Origin of the sequence: Microbacterium sp. K27 (assembly GCF_004794435.1) — a bacterium.
Taxonomy (GTDB): domain Bacteria; phylum Actinomycetota; class Actinomycetes; order Actinomycetales; family Microbacteriaceae; genus Microbacterium; species Microbacterium maritypicum_A.
The window spans coordinates 164,565-183,932 of record NZ_SSDK01000031.1; the positions used below are offsets into that span (position 1 = coordinate 164,565).

Sequence of the window (19,368 nt, forward strand, 5' to 3'; positions counted from 1 at the left end):
CGTCCATCCTCCCATCCGCGCCTTATGGAGCCGCCGAGTTCGACGGGTCGGACCCTCGCCCGCAGACGCTCCGGTACAATCGATCTGTGCTGCTGTGTGTGACGGCGAGTCACAAGACCGCCTCCTTCGAATTGCTCGAACGCCTGAGCCGCACCCCCGACGACGTCGCTCCCACCATCGTGGGCATGACGCCGTGCGTGCAGGGTGCGGTCGTCCTGGCGACGTGCAACCGGTTCGAGGCGTACGTGGAAATGGACGAACCGGTCACCGCCGCCGGCGCCATCGGCGTCGAGGCCGTGATCGAGGCGGTCGAGTCCGCGACCGGCATCTCCGCCGCCGACCTCGACGGCGCCTACACCGTGCACTCGGGTCGACGCGTTGCCGAGCACCTCTTCTCCGTCGCCTCCGGCCTCGAATCCGTCGTCTCCGGCGAGGGCGAGATCGCCGGCCAGGTGCGCCGCGCCCTCAAGTCCGCCCGCAAGGACGGCACCACCTCGCCCGAGCTCGAGCGCCTCTTCCAGCGCGCCAGCCAGGCACAACGCAAGGTCAAGAACGTCACCGCCCTCGGTCGTGCCGGCCGCTCGCTCGTGCGCCTCGCGCTCGAACTCGCCGACAGCCGCATCGCCGACTGGTCCGCCGAGCGCGTGCTTCTGGTCGGCACCGGCGCCTACGCCGCGGTCACTCTCGCCACGCTCCGCGAGCGCGGCGCCGTGAACATCTCGGTGTACTCGCCCTCCGGCCGCGCCGAGGTCTTCGCCGCGAAGCACGGCATCCGTCCGATCACCGCCGACGAGTACGCCCGTACCGCCGCACACTCGAGCCTGCTCATCACCTGCACCACGGCCACGGAGCCCGTGCTCGGCCCCGAGCACCTGCAGCTGCCGACAGGTCCCGCCGCAGCAGGCTGCCCCGTGGGCGCGCACAGCCAGCTCGTGGTCGATCTGGGCATGCCGCGCAACGTCGATCCCGCCGTCGCCTCCCTCGAGGGCGTCGCACTGCTCGACCTCGAGACCATCCGCCTGCACGCACCGCTCGAAGAACTGCAGGCGACGGATGCCGCTCGCAGCGTCGTCCGCGAAGCCGCCGAGACGTTCCATGTCGTGGGCGCGCGTCAGAGCGTGACCCCGTCGGTCGTGGCCTTCCGCTCGCACATCTTCGAGCTGCTCGAACGCGAGATCGATCGTGCCCGGGCGCGCGGCGACGAGGACGGCAAGGTCGAACAGGCCCTGCGTCACCTCTCCGGCGTGCTGCTGCACACTCCGACCGTGCGCGCTCACGAGCTCGCCGCGGCGGGTCGTGCCGACGAGTTCACCGCGGCACTGGCCGCGCTCTACGGCATCGCACCCGAGGCTGAGTCGTCGGAGGACGCCGCCACCGCCTGACACGCTCGACTACGGTTACCAGCTGCCAAACGTGAGTATCCGGCCCGTTAGGCATTGAAGGCGATCACGCCGCGTGTCCCGATACCGGACCGCCCTTGCTGAGGGCGGCACGCTCTCCCTAGAGTCGTGCCCATGACTGTGCCTACTGCCTACCTCACGAGCACGAAGAACACCGCAAAGGTCTTCGAAGCAATCCAAAAGGCAGGAGTGCCACAAGCCTTTACGTATGAGTTCCTCAAGCAGATCGGCTTTGCCAGCTCTTCTGATCGGCCAATTATTCCGGTCATGAAGGCGATCGGTTTTCTAGATGAGAGCGGACGGCCAACAGAAACCTACCGACACTATAAGGATCCATCATCATCAAAACGGGTCATGGCGGCCTCCCTCCGTCGTGGGTACAGCGATTTGTATGCCGTGGATACCGAGGCTCACTCCAAATCGTCTCAGCAACTTGCCGGCATGTTCGGGCGCCTTTCAGACAAAGGCGAATCGGTTACCCAGAAGATGGCATCAACCTTCAAGGCATTGGCCACCCTCGCGGACTTCGAGGCCGACCCGCCAGCCTCAGGCTTAGCAGATGATCAAATAGCTCCCCGAGACGCTGCCAGCGAAGGCGACGCCCCAGTGCCAGGCGCGGTGCCCGCCTTTGGTGGATCACTCAGCTTGCGGCATGACGTTCACGTGCATCTTCCCCTCTCAACAGACGTCGCTGTCTATGACGCGATCTTCAAGTCACTCAAGGCGAACCTGCTATGACTGCGACGGATCTTGGCCTGCAAGCCTTCTTGTTTAGGTCGATGGCAATCAACCGCGCATTGGCTGTGGAAGAGGGCTCCCCTCCGGTCAAGGCGGAGGACACCATTTCGAGGTTTTCAGCACAAGCTCGAGCTCAAGCGGCCGCGATGGGCGATGTTTATGAGCTTCTCTACTGCCTCGAGAACTCGATCCGTGAACTCGTGGAATCTACTTTGAAGGAAGCCCACGGCACCGGCTGGTGGGACAGTGGAGTCGATGCGTCAATCCGCAGGAGCGCTGAGAAGCGACAAGAAGACGACGAGAAAGCTCGTTGGCACGGCCCGCGAGGCGACTCATTGTTGTCGTACGTGGATTTCCCGCAGTACGGAGACATCATCAGGAGCCAATGGGTCTACTTTGAACCGCTCCTCGGCGATCAAGGCTGGGTGACGTATTACTTCGCGGAGCTGAACCGCACGAGGAGAGCACTGGCACACACTGGTCGCCTAACTGCAGCCGACGTCGAACGGATGGAGGTTCGAGTTAGAGACTGGCTGCGCGTGGTGGGCTAGTGCCGCAGACGACGACGCCACCACCTGGCCTTCCCGGTGACAAACTGGAGGCATGGCGGACAGCAGCTACCGCGTCTGGGCTGAAGGCGTCGACGGGATGGGGCTGTTCTAGTACCGGATCCACCCGAACACGTAGCGGACTCTACTCGGCGACGACCGTGCGCTGGTGTCACTCCCGTGTGTGCCCGATGTGGGGTTGACCCGAAGCACGTCGGCGCAGCGACAACATGAGCTGGTCGGCGCTCAACGCCGATGAACCTCGCTGGCGCGGACACACCAGCCAGTTGGGCAGAATACGGCTTCAGGGCACGACACCCGGCTTAATCGGTGGACTTACGCGCAGACACCCAGCTCGCGGACCAGTCGTTCCAGATCTTGCGGTAGCGCTTGTACTGTCGATCGACCTCGGCGTGCGTCAGGCCGGACTCGGTTGAGGTAGCCACCATCCGGCGCAACTCTTCTTCGACGTCGTACCAGCCGGCAAGCGCATCATCGGCGTCGATCCACCGGCTCCGCCAATTGAAGAAGGGCTCCAGGGCTGTCAGCGACGTCACCAACGCAGAAAGGACGAAGCCGACCTTTCCCCACGCATCCGTAGCCGCCAAGCCCAAAGTGATCGTCGCCATGGCCGAAACGGCGAACATCAGAAGCCTCACCCCTGTCGACCATCGGGACCAACTCCGGCGTCGATTCTGCGCATAGGATCGCGCCTCTCCCAACGAAAGCAGGAGATCGCTCGCCGCCTCCAGTGGAGACATCCCGGGGATGAGAGGGCGTTCGATAGCTTTGGTGGTCGGTTGCGCCATGGTCGTCAGTATTGCAGCAGTTCACCAGCGACACCGGATAGCAGCTCATGCCCCTCCCCCCAGCGTGCGTCCCGCTGGCTTCTTGCGCTACGCGATCATTCAGGAGCCTCTCGCGATCTGATCGGATCGCGAGAGGATGGACTCATGGCCCTTCACATCACCGGAGACACCGCCGCCGATGAGCTGCTGACCGACAATCCGCTCGCCCTCCTCGTGGGGATGCTGCTCGACCAGCAGGTTCCGATGGAGACCGCGTTCGCCGGTCCGCTCAAGATCGAGCAGCGCACCGGAGCAGCCGACGCCGCGACGATCGCCGGCATGGCACCGGACGAGTTCCTCGAGGCGTTCAAGCAGACGCCGGCCGTGCACCGTTTCCCCGGGTCCATGGCGACACGCGTGCAGACACTGTGCCAGACCCTCGTCGACGACTGGGACGGCGACGCCGCCGCCCTGTGGACCGAAGGGGACCCGTCGGGGCCCGAGGTGCTGAAGCGACTGAAAGCCCTTCCCGGCTTCGGCGAGCAGAAGGCCAAGATCTTCCTCGCCCTCCTCGGCAAGCAGTACGGCTTCACGGGCGAGGGGTGGCGTGAGGCCTCCGCTCCCTATGGTGAGGACGGGTCGTACCGCAGCGTCGCCGACATCGTCTCGCCGGACTCGCTCGCGAAGGTGCGCGAGCACAAGAAGGCCATGAAGGCCGCGGCGAAGGCCTCGAAGTGAAACCCACGGGGGACGACGTCGCAGGGCTCATCGCCCGCTCCTCCCCCGCGGTCCGCCGCCGGGACGCCGAGACCCTGACCGCGCTCATGCAGGAGATCACCGGACGCGAACCGCAGACCTGGGGCACGATCATCGGGTTCGGATCCTGCCACTACCGCTACCCCACCGGCACCGAGGGCGACAGCGGACTGCTCGGCTTCGCCCCGCGCAAGGCCGCCACCACGATCTACCTGTTCGACGGCGTCGCCGCGCACAGCGAGGCCCTCGCGAAGCTCGGCCCGCACACCACCGGCGTTGGCTGCCTCTACATCAAGGACCTCGAGCAGATCGACCTCGACGTGCTGCGTGGCATCCTGGAGCGCTCACTCGCCTGGGTCGAGGCCGGCGGCACCCCCGAGGTGCAGCTCACCGTCACGGGCTGAGTCGCGAGCACGAGCGCACGGTCTCTCAGCGCACGGTCTCTCAGCGCACGGTCTCTCAGCGCAGGACTTCGACGAGTGCGACCCACGACACGACGACGGCCGACGCGATCGCCAGCAGACAGCCCGCCGCCGCGAAGTACAGTGCGGCCGGATGCCCGATCCACACCAGCACACCCGCGGTGAGATAGGCGAAGATCGGCAGGAAGCCGACCAGGTACTTGAGCGGACGGGCACGATCCTCGGGGCTCGGATCGGTCGCGATGAGGCGCGTCGCGTGCACCTGGAACACCGCGGCCAGCAGTGTCGCGATGACGGCCGCCGCGCCGAACCACGGGCCGTCGATGCCGGGGATCAGCCCCAGCGCCGACACCGCGAGCGCCAGGAGCAGGGCGGCGATCCCGGCCAGCAGCCGCGCGGTCAGGGTGCGCGACTTCACGATCTCGGCGATGTTCACGCTCGCCGCGACGATCACGAGGCCCGCGAGCGCGGCTGTCGCCCCCGCCATCGCGACGTTGAACTCGCTCCACCGCTCGAACATGCCGACATGCTAGACCCACCCGAGCGACGGATGCACGGGTGGGCCTGGACAGCAGGGGTTCGAGATCGAGGATCAGCGGACGTCGGCGAAGAACGCACGGATGTCGCCGGCGAGCAGGTCGGGGCGCTCCAGAGCGGCGAAGTGCCCGCCCTCGTCGAAGCGGCTCCAGTGCACGATGTTCGAGTTGTCGCGTTCGGCGAAGACCCGGATCGTCTGGAAGTCGTCGGCGAAGACCGCGACTCCGGTGCGCGCGGCGTTGATGCGCGGCTCGGCGCCTTCGGCCGCGGCGTCGGCCCTGGCGTTCTCCAGGTAGCTGCGGGACATGCCGGATGCCGCGTTCGCGAACCAGTTCACGCTGACCTCGAGCAGGATCTTCTCCAACGGTACGAGGGAGGTGCCGTTGCCGAACGAGTTGAACAGCTCGCTGTAAGCCAGCAGCCCGACCGGGGAGTCGCTGATCCCCACCGACACGGTCTGCGGGCGCGAGGAGTTCATCGCGTTGTACCCGCCGACCGACTGGAACCACTGCATGTGCTCGAGGCCGGCGTAGTCCGCGGGCTCGAGCTTCTCGAACTCCGCCGGGTCACCCGAGGGGAACGAGAACAGCTGCAGCACGTGCAGTCCGAGGAAACCCTCCGGGTTCAGCAGTCCCAGCTCGCGCGCCACCATGGCGCCGTTGTCCGAGCCGTGGATGCCGTAGCTGTCGTAGCCGAGCCCGCGCATCAGCCGGTCGTAAGCCTGGGCGACCCGGGCGGTCGTCCACCCCGCAGAGGCGAGCGGCTGCGAGAAGCCGTAGCCCGGCGCGTCCGGGATCACGACATCGAATGCGTCTTCCGCGCGACCGCCGTGCGCGACGGGGTCGACGAGACGGTCGATCAGGTCGAGGTAGTCGATCGATGAACCGGGGTAGGTGTGGGCGAGCAGCAGCGGTGTCGCGCCCTCGTGGGCCGAGCGCACGTGGAGGAAGTGGATCGTCTGGCCGTCGATCTCGGTGGTGAAGTGCGGGACGGCGTTGATCCGCTCCTGGGCAGCGGCCCAGTCGAAGTCTCGCCAGGCGGCGATGGCCTCCCGGAGGTAGGAGTTGGGCGTGCCGGCATCCCAGTCATCCGTCGGAGAAGGCTGCGGAAGACGGGTACGGGCGAGGCGATCCTGGAGATCGGCGACCTCGGCGGCGGAGACCGAGACGGTGAAGGGGCGGAACGTGAGCGTCGTGTTTTCCATATCTTGAAGGTAGGAGTGCATTAGGTTGGATTCGTTCCTAATGATGAGGAACTTTCGAGGAGTTCTCATGGCCGATCCCACCGCGCGGCTGCTGGCCCTGCTCGCCCTGCTGCAGACCGGCCCCGACCGCTCCGGAACCGAGCTCGCCGCCCGGCTCGGCGTCTCCTCGCGCACCGTGCGGCACGACATCGAGCGGCTGCGCGACCTCGGATACCCCGTCGACGCCACGCGCGGATCGGTCGGCGGATACCGTCTCGGGGCCGGTGGCAGCCTCCCTCCGCTGCTCCTCGACGACGAGGAAGCCGTGGCTGTCACGGTCGGACTCCGCGCCGCAGCGGGCATCGCCGGGGTGGCGGAGTCGGGGGCCAGGGCACTCGCCAAACTCGAACAGGTGCTGCCCTCGCACCTGCGCCCGACGGTGGATGCGCTGCGCTCGAGCGTCGACCGCGCCCCGGAGAACAACGACACCGACGCACCGGACCCCGAGGTCGACGCCGCGTCGCTGCAGGCCATCGCGAGCGCGATCCGCAACGAGGAATGGCTGCGCTTCGACTACGAGGGCGCGCCCGTGCTGGTCGAGCCGTATCGGCTGCTCACCTGGGTGCGCCGCTGGTATCTGGTCGCCCGCAACCCCGCGACCGACGAGTGGGGCACGTACCGTGTCGACTGGATGGAGCTGCGGATGCCGACCCATCGCCGTTTCGATCCCCAGCCGCTGCCCGGCGGCGACTACACGGCGTTCGCGATGCGGACCATCGCCGTGAGCGGGTGGATCGTGCACGCCCGGCTGCGCATCGATGCGCCGGCCGCGGCGGTGCTCGATCGGATCCACGCCGCAGTCGGGGTGGTCGAGCCGGTCGACGACGAGCACTGCATCCTCGTCACTGGTGCGGACAGCCTCGACACCGTCGCCGCCTACATCGGCATGCTGATGATGGACTTCACGGTCGAGAGCCCGCCCGAGCTGATCCCCCGCCTGCAGCTGCTCTCCGAGCGCTACGCACGCGCGGTGGCCGGGAGCACATGAAAGACCCCGCCGGCCTGCATGAGGCCGACGGGGTCCGGATGCCGGGTGCTCAGGCGCCGCGCAGGCGCTCGGCCAGGTACGCTTGCAGCTCGTCGATCGAGACGCGTTCCTGCGCCATGGTGTCGCGGTCGCGCACGGTGACGGCACGGTCGTCGAGGGAGTCGAAGTCGACCGTGACGCAGAACGGGGTGCCGATCTCGTCCTGGCGACGGTAGCGGCGACCGATCGCGCCGGCGTCGTCGAAGTCGACAGCCCACGAGCTGCGGAGCGTGTCGGCGACCTCGCGAGCGAGCGGCGACAGGTTCTCGTTGCGGCTGAGCGGCAGCACGGCGGCCTTGACCGGAGCCAGGCGCGGGTCGAGCTTGAGCACGGTGCGCACGTCGGTGCCGCCCTTGGCGTTGGGCACCTGCTCCTCGCGGTAGGCGTCGACGAGGAACGCCATCATCGCGCGCGTGAGGCCGAAGGACGGCTCGATCACGTAGGGGGTGTAACGCTCGCCCGTTGCCTGGTCGAAGTACGTCAGGCTCTGGCCGGACGCCTCGCTGTGGCTGGAGAGGTCGTAGTCGGTGCGGTTCGCGACGCCCATGAGCTCGCCCCACTCCTTGCCCGCGAAGCCGAACTTGTACTCGACGTCGATCGTGCCGGCGGAGTAGTGCGCGCGATCGTCCTCCGGCACGTCGAACTGACGCATGTTCTCGGGGTCGATGCCGAGATCGATGAACCAGTTCCAGCAGGCCTCGACCCAGTGCTCGAACCACTCTTGCGCTTCGGCCGGCGGCGTGAAGAACTCGATCTCCATCTGCTCGAACTCGCGAGTGCGGAAGATGAAGTTTCCGGGCGTGATCTCGTTGCGGAACGCCTTGCCGACCTGGCCGATGCCGAACGGCGGCTTCTTGCGGCTCGCGGTGAGCACGTTCGAGAAGTTCACGAAGATGCCCTGCGCAGTCTCGGGGCGCAGGTAGTAGAGACCCGACTCGTCGTCGACGACGCCGAGGTAGGTCTTGACCAGACCGGAGAACGCCTTGGGCTCGGTGTACTGCCCCTTGGTGCCGCAGTTCGGGCAGGGGATGTCGGCGAGACCGTTCTCGGCCTTCCGACCCTTGCGCGCCTCGAAGTCCTCGATGAGGTTATCGGCGCGGAAGCGCTTGTGGCACTGCAGGCACTCGACCAGCGGGTCGGTGAAGGTCGCGACGTGACCCGACGCCTCCCACACGCGCTTGGGCAGGATGATGCTGGAGTCGAGGCCGACCATGTCGCCACGACCGCGCACGAACGTCTGCCACCACTGCCGGCGGATGTTCTCCTTGAGCTCCGTACCGAGGGGGCCATAGTCCCAGGCCGACCGGGAACCGCCGTAGATCTCACCCGCTTGGAACACGAACCCGCGGTGGCGGGCGAGGGCGATGACCTTGTCGAGGCGGGACTGTTCGGCCATGGTGGCTCCAATGGTCGGATGCGGGAGGAAACCCGTGAACACGGGCACCTCATTCTATCCGTGGTTCCCGCGCGCTCCCTGGCCCCGGCGGCTGCGCCGGAGTAGCGTCCTGGGGATGAGCACTGCAGCGCGAACACCGCGGACCCGCGACGACGACACCCGGTTCTTCGGGCAACCGTGGGCCCTGGTGCACATCTTCGGCGTGGAGATGTGGGAGCGCTTCAGCTTCTACGGCATGCAGGGCATCCTGCTCATCTACCTGTACTTCTCGCTGACCGAAGGCGGCCTCGGCATCCCCAAGGCGATCGCGGGCGGCATCGTGGGCGCGTACGGAGGATCGGTCTACCTCTCGACGATCCTGGGCGCGTGGCTCGCGGATCGCCTGTTCGGCGCGGAGCGGGTGCTGTTCGTCAGCGCGATGGTGATCGTGGCGGGACACCTCGCCCTCGCCCTGCTCCCCGGAGCGGTGGGTGTCGGCGTCGGCCTGGTGCTCGTCGCACTCGGCTCCGGTGGACTCAAGGCCAATGCGACGTCGGTCGTGGGCAGTCTCTACAGCGCCGACGACCCGCGACGGGACGCCGGGTTCTCGCTGTTCTACCTCGGCATCAACCTCGGCGCCTTCCTGGGTCCGATCCTCACCGGCATCCTGCAGTCCTCGCTCGGCTTCCACTACGGCTTCGGACTCGCGGCCATCGGGATGACACTGGGACTCATCCAGTACGCGTTCGGTCGCACGTCGCTGCCCGCCTCGGCGCGGGAGGTGCCGAACCCGCTCCCGAAGTCCCGCTACCTCCTGGTCGGGCTCATCGCCGGTGGCGCGGTCGTACTCGTCGCCGTCCTGGTGCTGACCGGCGTGATCCGGCCCGACAACCTCGCCACCCTCGTGATCGGCGTCACGATCGTCGCCGCCGTCGCCTACTTCTCGGTGATCCTCGGCAGCCGTCGCATCGACGCCACCGAACGCTCCCGAGTATGGGCGTTCCTGCCGCTGTTCATCACGAGCGTCGCATTCTGGTCGCTGTACCAGCAGCAGTTCACCGTGCTGACGATCTACTCCGACCAGCGCCTGGACCGGAATCTCTTCGGATGGGAGATGCCCGTGTCGTGGGTGCAGTCCATCAATCCGGTGTTCATCATCATCCTGTCCGGCGTCTTCGCGGCGATCTGGACCAAGCTCGGGAAGCGACAGCCCTCGACCCCGGTCAAGTTCGCGCTGGCCGCGATCATCATGGGATCGGCGTTCCTGCTCTTCCTGCCGTTCGCCGGCGGAGGAGCGAACTCCACGCCGCTGCTCGCGATCGTCGGGATCCTCTTCGTGTTCACGGTCGCCGAGCTGCTCATCTCACCGGTCGGCCTGTCGGCTGCCACCAAGCTCGCACCGACCGTGTTCCGCACGCAGATGGTCGCGCTCTTCTTCCTGTCGATCGCGCTGGGCACGGCCATCTCGGGCGAGCTCGTACGGTTCTACGATCCGACCGACGAGGTGCCGTTCTTCTCGATCCTCGGCGGCATCGCCATCGTGGTCGGCATCGGGCTGCTGCTCAGCGTGAAGCCCGTGCTGAAGCTCATGCGCGGGGTGCGCTGAGCGCTCCGCGTCCGCAGATCACGCGGTGAAGCGGATCCTCTCAGGCCGTGAAGAGGTAGCCGCGCGCGGTGTCGTACCCGGCGATCCGGAGGCCGCTGCCGAGCAGACCCTCCATCTGCGCACGCAGGCGCAGGCGCCACTCGTGAGCGGCCGCAGGATCGGAGACGCGCAGCGCCTCGATGTCGGCCGGGATCTCGAGGGTCTCCACGACCGTGTCGTCGGCCGGAGGCTTGGCGATGTCGGCGAGCGCCCACTCGACATCGAGGCGGTCGCTCTCATCGCCCGCGTCGCCGCCGCCGAAGATGCCGTAGCGGTTGACCGAGTAGCCGGTCGCGCGTGCGCCGAGCACGGTGAAGAAGAAGTGCGCGTTGCGTGCCACGAGCGGATCGAACACCCACGTGATGCGGCCGACGTCGCGGGAGAACGCCCACTGGCGCTGGTGCTCCTTGAGCTCGCGACCCCAACCGCGACCGCGGTATTCGGGGAGCAGGGCGGTGATGTGCGAGTGCATCGCACGGCGCGCGGGCTCGCCGAAGAAGGCGATGGAGGCGCCCACCATGCGCTCGTCGTCGCCCTCACCGTCGAAGAAGCCGACGACGTAGTTGCCCGACTGCTGCAGGGCGCGCAGGGTTCCGGCATCCACCACGCGCTGCGGACCCCGGATGGAGTCGAGCAGGCCCTGCGCGTCGAGGATGAGTTCAACGGTGTCGAGATCACGGATGGTTCGCACGCACCCAGTCTGCCCCTCCTCGGCCCGTTCGAGGAATCGGAGGCGCGGATCGCATCCGCTGATCGACCCCGCACCGCTCGATCGCCGATAGCCTGAGCCGGTGGGTGCGAGTGACGACAGAGCCAGGAAGCGGCTCTCCCGCACCCCTCCCAAGTGGGCGATCGTCGCCGTGCTCGCCTTCGCGGGTCTCTGCTCGTCGTTCATGTTCACGCTGGTCGTGCCGCTGCAGGCCGAGCTGCCGCAGCTGCTGAACGCCTCGCGCGAAGACACGACGTGGGTCGTCACGATCACCCTGCTCGTCGCCGCGGTCGCCACACCCATCTCGGGCCGACTCGGAGACATGTACGGCAAGCGCCGGGTCGTGATCGCACTCCTCGCGATCCTGATCCTCGGTTCCGTGATCGCCGCGGTCTCCGGTTCGATCGTCGGCGTGATCATCGGTCGCGCACTCCAGGGTGCGGTGACGGGCGTCGTGCCGCTCGGCATCGCGATCATGCGCGACGTGCTGCCACCCGAGCGCCTCGGCACCGCCGTGGCCCTCATGAGCGCGACGATGGGCGTCGGTGGGGCGATCGGCATGCCCGTGGCCGCCCTCCTCGCCCAGAACGCCGACTGGCACATGCTCTTCTGGCTCGCGGCCGCCCTCGGTGCCGTCGGCCTCGCGCTGGTGATCGCGGTGATCCCCGAGGACGTGCTGCGCTCCCCCGGCCGACTCGACGTGATCGGCGCCATCGGCCTCGCGATCGGCCTCACCGGCATCCTTCTCTTCGTCTCGCGGGGCGCGCAGTGGGGCTGGACCTCACCGCTGACGCTCACGTGCATCATCGGCGGACTCGCGGTGCTCCTGGTGTGGGGCTGGTACCAGCTGCGCACCACGGACCCTCTGCTCGATCTCCGCGTCGCCGCGCGGCCGGCGGTGCTGTTCACCAACATCGCCGCGATCGGCATGGGTTTCGCGCTCTTCGCCTCGAACGTGACGTTCCCGCAGATGCTCGAAGCGCCGGCCACCGGTGGCGGCTTCGGCCTCGACATGGTCGCCGCATCACTCGTGATCATGCCGGCAGGCCTGGTGATGATGGTGATCTCGCCGCTCTCGGGCTGGCTCGAGCGCACGGTCGGTCCGCGCCCGCTGTTCACGGTCGGTGCCACCGCGATCGTGCTCGCCTACGTGTTCGTGCTGCTGTGGTCGAGCGAGGTGTGGCACGTCCTCATCGCGAACCTGCTGATCGGCGTCGGGATCGGCTTCACGTTCGCCGCGATGCCGATGATCATCATGCGTTCCGTCCCGGCCAACGAGACCGGAGCGTCGAACGGGCTGAACGCGCTGTTCCGGTCGATCGGAACGTCGGGAGCCTCAGCCGTGATGGGTGGCGTCCTGGCCGCGATGAGCATGGACATCGACGGTGTCGCCGTTCCCACCAGGGCCGCGTTCGAGGTGTGCTTCTGGCTCGCGATCGCCGCGGGGGCGATCGCCGTGGTGCTGTCGCTCTTCATCCCGAGGCAGCGCGCAGCGGAGCAGCATCCGTCACTGCCCGACTGAGCCCGTCAGCGACCCACCTCAGCGCGCGATCGTGCGCGGATCCGGGTCGTCCTCGCGCGGTGGGCGCAGCCGGTCCGGGATCGGCCACGACAGGATGAACTGCGTGGTCGCTGGACGGGTCATATCGCCGAAGTCGTCGATCTTCACCACGATCCGTCCCGGGGCTTCGTGCTCGTCGGGCGTCACCTCGAGGATGCGCACCCGCAGCGGGCGCTCGTCCTCGCCGTCCAGCATCCACGGATCGGCGAGCCAGGCGATGCCGTGCTGTTCGAGAGCAGCCTCGGCATCGAGCCACTCCGCGGGAGCGGAGACGGGTCGCCCGAGTACGTCGACGGGCACCCACTCGTCTCCATCGGGGTGGATCCATCCCAGCAGCTCGCCGTCATCACGGCGGTGCGGGGTCCAGTCAGATCGCGGCATCCCTCGATGCTAGCGACGCGACGGCATCGTCAGTGCGTGTACTCCATGAGCTCGACGCCGAGCACCCGGAAGGCGTCGTGCGCGCGCAGGCGATGCGTGATCGAGAGGTCGTCGAAGCACACGATGAGCGAGTAGGCGACCCCGGCACGAGGACCGGCGAGCACACCCGCCTCGGCGCGCACTCCACGATCGCGACCGGTCTTGTTCACGAACAGGAGGCCGTGCGCATCGTGATCGTGCGCGAACGGGTCGAGACCCGTGGAGGCTGCGACCAGGCTCAGATCCTGGTTGAGGCTCAGCCATTCCGACACCTGCGCGCTGACGGCGGCGTCGACCACCTGCGAGTTCACCAGAGCGGAGAAGAGCCCGGCGAGCTCCCGCGCGGATCCCACGGCGACCTGCGGGGCGTCGTCGGGCCCGCGGCGGTCGCGGAAGCGGTCGAGCAGCGCGGTGCGACGCAGCCCGAGCGATTCGATGCGCTCGCGCACCCGATCGTGTCCGACCCGCTGCAGCAGCGCGTTCACCGCGATGGGATCTCCCGCGGTCGCCGCCATCACGGCGAGGTCTTCGAGGGGCAGCGCCGGCGCATGCAGATGACGCCACAGTCCCGAGGTCTCCACCGCCTCGACACTCTCGCGCTCGACGATCTCGAACGGATCGAGAGCACCGCTCTGGAAGCCCGCAGCGACCTCGATCAGGAGCGGCACCACGCCGAGGCCCGCGATCGGCATCGTGACGTGGTCGTCGCCGGCAAGCACGTGCACATGGTTGTCGAGGTCGACGACGTGCACCGAGACCTGCGCACCGGAATCGACCAGCCCCTCCAGCGAGCGGAGGGTGGCCGTGAACGACCGGCGTCCGGCGGCGGCTCGTCGTGGGAGTCGACGGCTGGTGCGCTGGGAGCGGCGACCCGCGCCGGATGCCTCCGGGGCGCCGTCGAGGGACTCGGGGGCCGAGGAGTTGCGGAAGCCTTCACCAGGCTCGAGAGCGCCCACGCTGATCCTTAGGGGGGTGGATGTGCGGGATACCGAGGGGAGACGCTCCCCAGCGGCAGGGCTATCGTAACCCCACCGCCGGGGGATGCTTCACAGAGTGCGACGATTGGTCACCAGATGGTCACTCGCGATGCCGCGGGCAGCCAGAGGGCGTCGGTCTCGCTCACTCCGAACGCCTCGTAGAAAGCGTCGATGTTGCGCACGATCTGGTTGCAGCGGAACTCGTTCGGCGAGTGCGGGTCGATCGTCAGCAGGCGCAGCGTCTCGGCATCCCGGCTCTTCTGCTGCCACACCTGCGCCCACGACAGCAGCAGGCGCTGCACGCCCGTGTACCCGTCGATGACCGGGGCCTCCGCGCCGTCCAACGACAGCTCGTAGGCCTTCAATGCGATGCCGAGTCCGCCGAGGTCGCCGATGTTCTCGCCGATCGTGAGCGCGCCGTTCACGTGGTGCTCGGCATCCAGCCCCTCGGGGACGAGCGCGTCGTACTGCGCGATCAGGGCCTTCGTGCGTTCCTCGAAAGCCGAGCGGTCGGCATCCGTCCACCAGTCCTGCAACCGGCCGTCGCCGTCGTAGCGGCTGCCCTGGTCGTCGAATCCGTGGCCGATCTCGTGACCGATGACCGCCCCGATGCCCCCGTAGTTCGCGGCGGCGTCGCGACCGGCGTCGAAGAACGGGTACTGCAGGATCGCAGCCGGGAACACGATCTCGTTCATCGACGGGTTGTAGTACGCGTTGACCATCTGCGGCGGCATGTGCCACTCGGTGCGGTCGATGGGCTTGCCGACCTTGTCGACGTTGCGGTCGTGCTCGAAGATCGATGCGCGACGCACGTTGCCGAACAGGTCGGCCCGATCGATCTCGAGGCTCGAGTAGTCGCGCCACACCTCGGGGTGTCCGATCTTCGGGGTGAACGAGTCGAGCTTGGCGAGCGCGCGCTCCCGGGTCTCGGCCGTCATCCACTCGAGCTCGGTGATGCTCTGGCGATACGCCTCGATGAGGTGCGCGACCAGCTCGTCCATCGCGGCCTTCGCCGTCGGCGGGTAGTGCCGCTCGACGTAGACCTTGCCGATCGCCTCGCCGAGCGCGCCCTCGGTGAGCGAGACGCCGCGCTTCCAGCGCTCGCGCATGGTGGGAACGCCGGTGAGCTCGGTGCCGTAGAACGAGAAATTCTCCTGCACGAGATCATCGGTCAGGTACGGAGCCGCCGCGTGCACGACCTTGGCACGCAGCCACGCCTTCCAGTCATCGAGGCGCTCGGACGTCAGGAGCGAGCCGAGCCCCTCGAAGAAGCTGGGCTGCGAGACCACGACCTCATCGAAGGCCGCCGGGTTCGACGGCGAGACCGCCTCGCGCCACGGGGTCAGGTCCACCCCGGCGAGCGCCTGCAGTTCGTCCCACGTCTTGAGGTTGTAGGTGGCCACCGCGTCACGGCTGCGCACGTTGTCCCAGTGGTGCCCGGCGAGCTCGGTCTCGAGCGCGATCGCACGGTCGGCGTTCGTCGCGGCGTCGGCGACGCCGGCCAGGCCGAGCAGCCGCTCGAGGTGTGCACGGTAGGCGGTCCGGGTGGCGGCGAACGTGTCGAGGCGGAAGTAGCTCTCGTCCGGCAGCGACAGACCCGCCTGCACGAGCACCGGAAGGTAGCGCTCGGGGTTGCCCGGGTCGCCGTCGACGTACAGGCCGATGAGCGATGCACGGCCGTCGCGGTCGTAGGCGCCGACGGTGCGCAGGAACGAGGGGATGCCGTCGATCGCGTCGATCTCGGCGAGGGTCTCGGCCAGCGGCGTCACCCCGGCGGCATCGATGCGCTCGGTGTCCATGAAGCTCGCGAACAGATCGCCGATCTTGCGGGCGAGGGTCCCTTCCTCGGCGTCCTGCGACTCCTCGATGATCGCGCGCACGTCTTTCTCCGCCTGCTCGGCGAGGAGGTGGAACGAGCCCCAGCGCGCCTTGTCGCCCGGGATCTCGGTGCGGGCGAGCCACGCCCCGTTCACGTGACGATAGAGGTCGTCCTGCGGGCGGATGTCGGAGCTGAACTCATCAAGGGCGAGGCCCACGGGAAGAACGTCAGTCATGCGCTCCAGCCTATGACCCGCCTCCCCCGAACGGCAGGAGCACGCTCATGCGGAACCCCTCGTCGGTCCGCTCGGCGAAGACCTCTCCGCCGTGCGCACGCGCCAGGCCGCGCGCGATCGAGAGCCCGAGACCGGCCCCGGAAGCCACGCCGTCCTGATCGATCGGGGCCGTGCGGGCCGCGTCCTCGCGCCAGCCGACGTCGAACATGCGGTCGAGATCCTCCACCGCGACACCCGCGCCGTGATCGAGGATGCCGAGCACGAGGCGGTTCCGCTCGACCTCGGTGGCCGAGATGACGATGTCCGTGCCGCGCGGCGCATGCCGGATCGCGTTGGTCAGCAGGTTGACGACGATCCGTCCGAGCTGATGCGGGTCCGCCCAGAGCACGTGACCGCCCACGCCGCGCTCGACGATGCGCACGCCGTGGCGATCTGCGGCGGCCGCGACGTCGGCGACCGCATCCGAGACCACGTCGAGCAGCTCGACCTGCTGGGTCTGCAGCTGCACGGCTCCCGAGGTCAGCGTCGACAGCTCGAACAGGTCGTCCACCATGCGGCTCATCGTCTCCACCTGCACCCGCACCTGCCCGGCGAAGCGCTCCGGAGCATCGGCCGCGCCGTCTTCGATCGACTCGGCGAGCGCACGGACCGCCGTCAGGGGCGTGCGCAGATCGTGCGAGATCCAGGCGAAGAACCGCCGTCGCGCCGAGTCCAGCCGCTCCAGCTCGGCATTCGCGGCATCGACCTTCGCCGACACCTCGGCGAGCCGTACCGACAGATCGTCCAGCTCGCGCGATCCTCCCTGCTCGGCGACGATCACACCTCCGCGGCCCACCTCGTCGAGCGATGCCGACAGACGATCGAACGACGAACGCATCGCCCTGGCCACCACCCAGGCAGTCGTGATCCCGAGCACAAGGGACACCCCGATCACCACGAGGAGCACGGTCAGGTCGTGCGTCGAGATGTACATCTCCAGCGAGATCGCGACGACCGAGGCCGCCATCGTGACGACCCCCGCGCTCGCGACCAGCATCAACTGCGCGCGGACAGAGCGACGGCGCAGCACTCGCAGCACGGCGAGCGTGAGCGCCGCGACGCAGACCGCCACGAGCAGGCACGTCATCACGATCAGCAGCACATCGGCTCCGGCGAGCATGATCACGAGGGATCCTCCTCTGCCGAGAAACGGTATCCGACGCCCCACTCCGTGCGCAGGTGGACGGGGTCTCGCGGATCCGCCTCGATCTTCTCCCGCAGCCGGCGCACGTGCACGGTGACCGTCGAGGCCTCGCCGAAGCTCCAGCCCCAGGCTTCGCGGAGGATCTCCTCGCGACCGAGCGGGCGCCCCTCGTTGCGCACCAGGAAGTGCAGCAGGTCGTACTCACGACCGGTGAGGGCGATCTCCTCGCCGCGCACCCACACGCGCCGACGGAGCGGATCGATCGCGAACACGCCGGCACGCACCTCGCCGACCGCGGCCTGCGTCACCTGCGAGCGCCGTACCAGCGCACCGACGCGCATGAGCAGTTCCCGCAGCGAGAACGGCTTCGCGAGATAGTCGTCGACGCCGAACTCGAAGCCCTCGATGCGGTCCTCCACCTGTCCGAGAGCGGTGAGAAGCATGATGGGCACGTCGGAGAACGAGCGCAGATCACGGCACAGCTCATCACCGCTGATGCCCGGGAGCATCCGGTCGACGATCACCACGTCCGGGATGCTCCCGCGCAGCGCCGTCCGCGCCGAGACACCGTCGCCGAAGCTGGAGACCGCGTAGCCGTGGGCGCGCAGATAGGCACCCACCGCCTCCCTGACCGTGGGGTCGTCTTCGACCACGACGACCTCGGCTGGCTCCTGCATGGGGTCGACACTAGTCGCGCGATGCACGCCTCCGGCCGGTTCCTTACAGTCTTGAAAGGTCTTCTCCACCGGCGTCTGCGCGTTCGTAGCGTTCATCGAAGTGCGATCCGCCGCGGCATCCGTCGCTCCGGGCACAGAGTCGCACACACAGTGAACTGGAGAATCTCATGCGCAAGATCGCTCTCGCCGCCACCGCGGCCCTCACCCTCGCCCTGGCCCTGTCGGCGTGCAGCTCGCCGGCTGCGACGGAAGACGCCAAGCCCTCGTCTTCGGCGTCGCAGAGTGCCGACTCCGGCACCTCGACCACGAAGATGGACATGGCTGAGAAGACGGGCACCTTCGCGGGCCTGAACGACAAGAAGGTGTCGGGCACCGTCACCGTGACCGACGACGAGATCGCCCTGTCCGGGTTCTCGTCAGATGAAGGCCCCGATCTGCACGTCTACCTCACGAACGGCACCGATGAGGCCGCCGTCTCTGCGGGCATGCTCGTGGATGCCGTCTCGTTCGACACCGCCACCCAGACCTTCACGCTCGACGGCGTCGACACCTCGGAGTACTCCTACGTCGTGATCCACTGCGACAAGGCGAAGGCCGTGTTCGGAGCAGCCGAGCTCTCATGATCGGATCGCGACCCGCAGGCGTCCTCACCCTCTCGCTGCTCGGCGCCGGGGCCAGGGTGGCGGTCGGGGTGCTCTGGCTGATCGAGGGCATCCTGAAGTACCGGGCCGGATTCGGAGCGGCCGACATCGAGCTGGTGGCGCAGAGCACGGAGGGGAACCCTCGGGTGCCGTGGTTCTTCGAGCCGCTCGCGTCGTTCATGGGCATGGCGCCCGGTGTGTTCGGTGTGGTGATGCCCGCTCTCGAGGTCGCTCTCGGCGTGCTGCTGGTCGCGGGATTCCTGACCAGGATCGCGGCTTTCCTGTCGATCGGGACGCTCATGCTCTATTGGAGCGCGGACCAGCTGATCGCCCAGTACCCGGCGATGGTCGTGCTCTCCGCAGTCGTGCTCCTCCTCACCGTCTCCGGACGATTCGGGATGGACGGATGGCTGCGCGCTCGTCGGCGCGAATCGACCGAAGCGACCGAAGCGACTGCTGCGACTTCCGGTCTGTGGGAGGCCTGAAGCGTCGGCAGAGCCCGACCGTTCAAACGGGGACGCGGGTGCGGCCGGGTGGGGGCCCGGTCGCACCCGTATCAGCCGCGGCGTCGCAGGGAGAAGCGGCGGCGTCGCGGCTGCTCGGCGGGCGCGGCCTTCGGCCTTGGAGACGATCTTCGAGGTGACGACGAGGATGTCGCCGTGGGCGA

The 19,368-nt window shown here is 68.0% G+C and carries 20 protein-coding genes; 10 read left to right on the forward strand and 10 right to left on the reverse strand.

What is annotated here, in order from left to right; translation table 11 throughout:
- Positions 1-86: 86 nt before the first annotated feature.
- The 3 genes from DW307_RS04370 (at position 87) to DW307_RS04380 (ending at position 2,689) form a co-directional block, all read left to right on the forward strand.
- Positions 87-1,382, forward strand: coding sequence for a glutamyl-tRNA reductase (locus DW307_RS04370; protein WP_029258544.1), 1,296 nt, complete (start codon positions 87-89; stop codon positions 1,380-1,382).
- 132 nt (positions 1,383-1,514) lie between these two features.
- Positions 1,515-2,138, forward strand: coding sequence for a DUF5343 domain-containing protein (locus tag DW307_RS04375; protein WP_136024103.1), 624 nt, complete (start codon positions 1,515-1,517; stop codon positions 2,136-2,138).
- A complete protein-coding gene (locus DW307_RS04380) occupies positions 2,135-2,689 on the forward strand; it encodes a Swt1 family HEPN domain-containing protein (protein ID WP_136024105.1) in 555 nt (184 codons plus the stop codon). Before DW307_RS04375 ends, DW307_RS04380 begins: the two co-directional genes overlap by 4 nt.
- Positions 2,690-3,009: 320 nt before the next feature.
- On the opposite strand, the gene DW307_RS04385 is transcribed toward DW307_RS04380, so the two are convergent.
- On the reverse strand, positions 3,010-3,495 hold the full coding sequence (locus tag DW307_RS04385; RefSeq protein ID WP_136024107.1) for an SLATT domain-containing protein: 486 nt from the start codon (positions 3,493-3,495) through the stop codon (positions 3,010-3,012).
- 144 nt (positions 3,496-3,639) lie between these two features.
- On the opposite strand from DW307_RS04385, the gene DW307_RS04390 reads away from it, so the two are divergent.
- On the forward strand, positions 3,640-4,212 hold the full coding sequence (locus DW307_RS04390) for an HhH-GPD-type base excision DNA repair protein (protein ID WP_136024109.1): 573 nt from the start codon (positions 3,640-3,642) through the stop codon (positions 4,210-4,212).
- The gene (locus DW307_RS04395) at positions 4,209-4,634 is read left to right on the forward strand and encodes a DUF1801 domain-containing protein (RefSeq protein ID WP_021198258.1); all 426 of its coding nucleotides are present in this window, start codon (positions 4,209-4,211) and stop codon (positions 4,632-4,634) included. The genes DW307_RS04390 and DW307_RS04395 overlap by 4 nt, the downstream gene beginning before the upstream one ends.
- A gap of 55 nt (positions 4,635-4,689) precedes the next feature.
- Here DW307_RS04395 and DW307_RS04400 read toward each other — a convergent pair whose 3' ends face one another.
- Together DW307_RS04400 and DW307_RS04405 are read right to left on the reverse strand one after the other, a co-directional pair.
- Positions 4,690-5,172 carry a hypothetical protein gene (locus DW307_RS04400; protein WP_136024111.1) on the reverse strand — a complete coding sequence of 161 codons (483 nt, stop codon included), beginning with the start codon at positions 5,170-5,172 and terminating at the stop codon, positions 4,690-4,692.
- A gap of 72 nt (positions 5,173-5,244) precedes the next feature.
- A complete protein-coding gene (locus DW307_RS04405; protein ID WP_136024113.1) occupies positions 5,245-6,393 on the reverse strand; it encodes an epoxide hydrolase family protein in 1,149 nt (382 codons plus the stop codon).
- Between the two features lie 67 nt (positions 6,394-6,460).
- Between DW307_RS04405 and DW307_RS04410 the strand changes: the two genes are divergently transcribed.
- Positions 6,461-7,420 carry a helix-turn-helix transcriptional regulator gene (locus DW307_RS04410; protein ID WP_029258548.1) on the forward strand — a complete coding sequence of 320 codons (960 nt, stop codon included), beginning with the start codon at positions 6,461-6,463 and terminating at the stop codon, positions 7,418-7,420.
- Between the two features lie 49 nt (positions 7,421-7,469).
- Here DW307_RS04410 and DW307_RS04415 read toward each other — a convergent pair whose 3' ends face one another.
- On the reverse strand, positions 7,470-8,855 hold the full coding sequence (locus tag DW307_RS04415) for a glycine--tRNA ligase (protein ID WP_136024115.1): 1,386 nt from the start codon (positions 8,853-8,855) through the stop codon (positions 7,470-7,472).
- A 115-nt stretch (positions 8,856-8,970) separates the two neighbouring features.
- On the opposite strand from DW307_RS04415, the gene DW307_RS04420 reads away from it, so the two are divergent.
- A complete protein-coding gene (locus DW307_RS04420; protein WP_136024117.1) occupies positions 8,971-10,440 on the forward strand; it encodes a peptide MFS transporter in 1,470 nt (489 codons plus the stop codon).
- A 40-nt stretch (positions 10,441-10,480) separates the two neighbouring features.
- Here DW307_RS04420 and DW307_RS04425 read toward each other — a convergent pair whose 3' ends face one another.
- On the reverse strand, positions 10,481-11,170 hold the full coding sequence (locus DW307_RS04425; RefSeq protein ID WP_029258551.1) for a GNAT family N-acetyltransferase: 690 nt from the start codon (positions 11,168-11,170) through the stop codon (positions 10,481-10,483).
- Positions 11,171-11,270: 100 nt separating this feature from the next.
- Between DW307_RS04425 and DW307_RS04430 the strand changes: the two genes are divergently transcribed.
- On the forward strand, positions 11,271-12,710 hold the full coding sequence (locus DW307_RS04430) for an MFS transporter (protein WP_081859788.1): 1,440 nt from the start codon (positions 11,271-11,273) through the stop codon (positions 12,708-12,710).
- An 18-nt stretch (positions 12,711-12,728) separates the two neighbouring features.
- On the opposite strand, the gene DW307_RS04435 is transcribed toward DW307_RS04430, so the two are convergent.
- The 5 genes from DW307_RS04435 to DW307_RS04455 all read right to left on the reverse strand — a co-directional run bounded on the left by DW307_RS04435 (position 12,729) and on the right by DW307_RS04455 (position 18,060).
- Positions 12,729-13,130 carry a hypothetical protein gene (locus tag DW307_RS04435; RefSeq protein WP_021198251.1) on the reverse strand — a complete coding sequence of 134 codons (402 nt, stop codon included), beginning with the start codon at positions 13,128-13,130 and terminating at the stop codon, positions 12,729-12,731.
- Between the two features lie 29 nt (positions 13,131-13,159).
- Positions 13,160-14,125, reverse strand: coding sequence for a serine hydrolase (locus tag DW307_RS04440; RefSeq protein WP_136024119.1), 966 nt, complete (start codon positions 14,123-14,125; stop codon positions 13,160-13,162).
- Positions 14,126-14,235: 110 nt separating this feature from the next.
- On the reverse strand, positions 14,236-16,200 hold the full coding sequence (locus DW307_RS04445; RefSeq protein ID WP_136024121.1) for a M13 family metallopeptidase: 1,965 nt from the start codon (positions 16,198-16,200) through the stop codon (positions 14,236-14,238).
- 10 nt (positions 16,201-16,210) lie between these two features.
- On the reverse strand, positions 16,211-17,359 hold the full coding sequence (locus tag DW307_RS04450) for a sensor histidine kinase (RefSeq protein ID WP_136024141.1): 1,149 nt from the start codon (positions 17,357-17,359) through the stop codon (positions 16,211-16,213).
- Positions 17,360-17,361: 2 nt separating this feature from the next.
- Positions 17,362-18,060, reverse strand: coding sequence for a response regulator transcription factor (locus DW307_RS04455; RefSeq protein ID WP_136024123.1), 699 nt, complete (start codon positions 18,058-18,060; stop codon positions 17,362-17,364).
- A 167-nt stretch (positions 18,061-18,227) separates the two neighbouring features.
- Here DW307_RS04455 and DW307_RS04460 point away from each other — a divergent pair, with 167 nt between their 5' ends.
- Positions 18,228-18,683: a DM13 domain-containing protein gene (locus tag DW307_RS04460; RefSeq protein WP_029267894.1), complete on the forward strand. Its 456-nt coding sequence runs from the start codon at positions 18,228-18,230 to the stop codon at positions 18,681-18,683.
- Entirely contained in the window at positions 18,680-19,186 is a 507-nt protein-coding gene (locus DW307_RS04465; protein ID WP_051668161.1) for a DoxX family membrane protein, read from the forward strand. The genes DW307_RS04460 and DW307_RS04465 overlap by 4 nt, the downstream gene beginning before the upstream one ends.
- Positions 19,187-19,368 lie beyond the last annotated feature (182 nt).

What these genes read in the sequence shown, in the direction of transcription:
- DW307_RS04375 (WP_136024103.1), top strand. Translation starts at nt 1,515, where the DNA reads ATGACTGTGCCTACTGCCTACCTCACGAGCACGAAGAACACCGCAAAG.
- DW307_RS04380 (WP_136024105.1), top strand. Translation starts at nt 2,135, where the DNA reads ATGACTGCGACGGATCTTGGCCTGCAAGCCTTCTTGTTTAGGTCGATG.
- DW307_RS04385 (WP_136024107.1), bottom strand. Translation starts at nt 3,495, where the DNA reads ATGGCGCAACCGACCACCAAAGCTATCGAACGCCCTCTCATCCCCGGG.
- DW307_RS04390 (WP_136024109.1), top strand. Translation starts at nt 3,640, where the DNA reads ATGGCCCTTCACATCACCGGAGACACCGCCGCCGATGAGCTGCTGACC.
- DW307_RS04400 (WP_136024111.1), bottom strand. Translation starts at nt 5,172, where the DNA reads ATGTTCGAGCGGTGGAGCGAGTTCAACGTCGCGATGGCGGGGGCGACA.
- DW307_RS04405 (WP_136024113.1), bottom strand. Translation starts at nt 6,393, where the DNA reads ATGGAAAACACGACGCTCACGTTCCGCCCCTTCACCGTCTCGGTCTCC.
- DW307_RS04410 (WP_029258548.1), top strand. Translation starts at nt 6,461, where the DNA reads ATGGCCGATCCCACCGCGCGGCTGCTGGCCCTGCTCGCCCTGCTGCAG.
- DW307_RS04415 (WP_136024115.1), bottom strand. Translation starts at nt 8,855, where the DNA reads ATGGCCGAACAGTCCCGCCTCGACAAGGTCATCGCCCTCGCCCGCCAC.
- DW307_RS04420 (WP_136024117.1), top strand. Translation starts at nt 8,971, where the DNA reads ATGAGCACTGCAGCGCGAACACCGCGGACCCGCGACGACGACACCCGG.
- DW307_RS04435 (WP_021198251.1), bottom strand. Translation starts at nt 13,130, where the DNA reads ATGCCGCGATCTGACTGGACCCCGCACCGCCGTGATGACGGCGAGCTG.
- DW307_RS04445 (WP_136024121.1), bottom strand. Translation starts at nt 16,200, where the DNA reads ATGACTGACGTTCTTCCCGTGGGCCTCGCCCTTGATGAGTTCAGCTCC.
- DW307_RS04450 (WP_136024141.1), bottom strand. Translation starts at nt 17,359, where the DNA reads ATGCTCGCCGGAGCCGATGTGCTGCTGATCGTGATGACGTGCCTGCTC.
- DW307_RS04455 (WP_136024123.1), bottom strand. Translation starts at nt 18,060, where the DNA reads ATGCAGGAGCCAGCCGAGGTCGTCGTGGTCGAAGACGACCCCACGGTC.
- DW307_RS04460 (WP_029267894.1), top strand. Translation starts at nt 18,228, where the DNA reads ATGCGCAAGATCGCTCTCGCCGCCACCGCGGCCCTCACCCTCGCCCTG.
- DW307_RS04465 (WP_051668161.1), top strand. Translation starts at nt 18,680, where the DNA reads ATGATCGGATCGCGACCCGCAGGCGTCCTCACCCTCTCGCTGCTCGGC.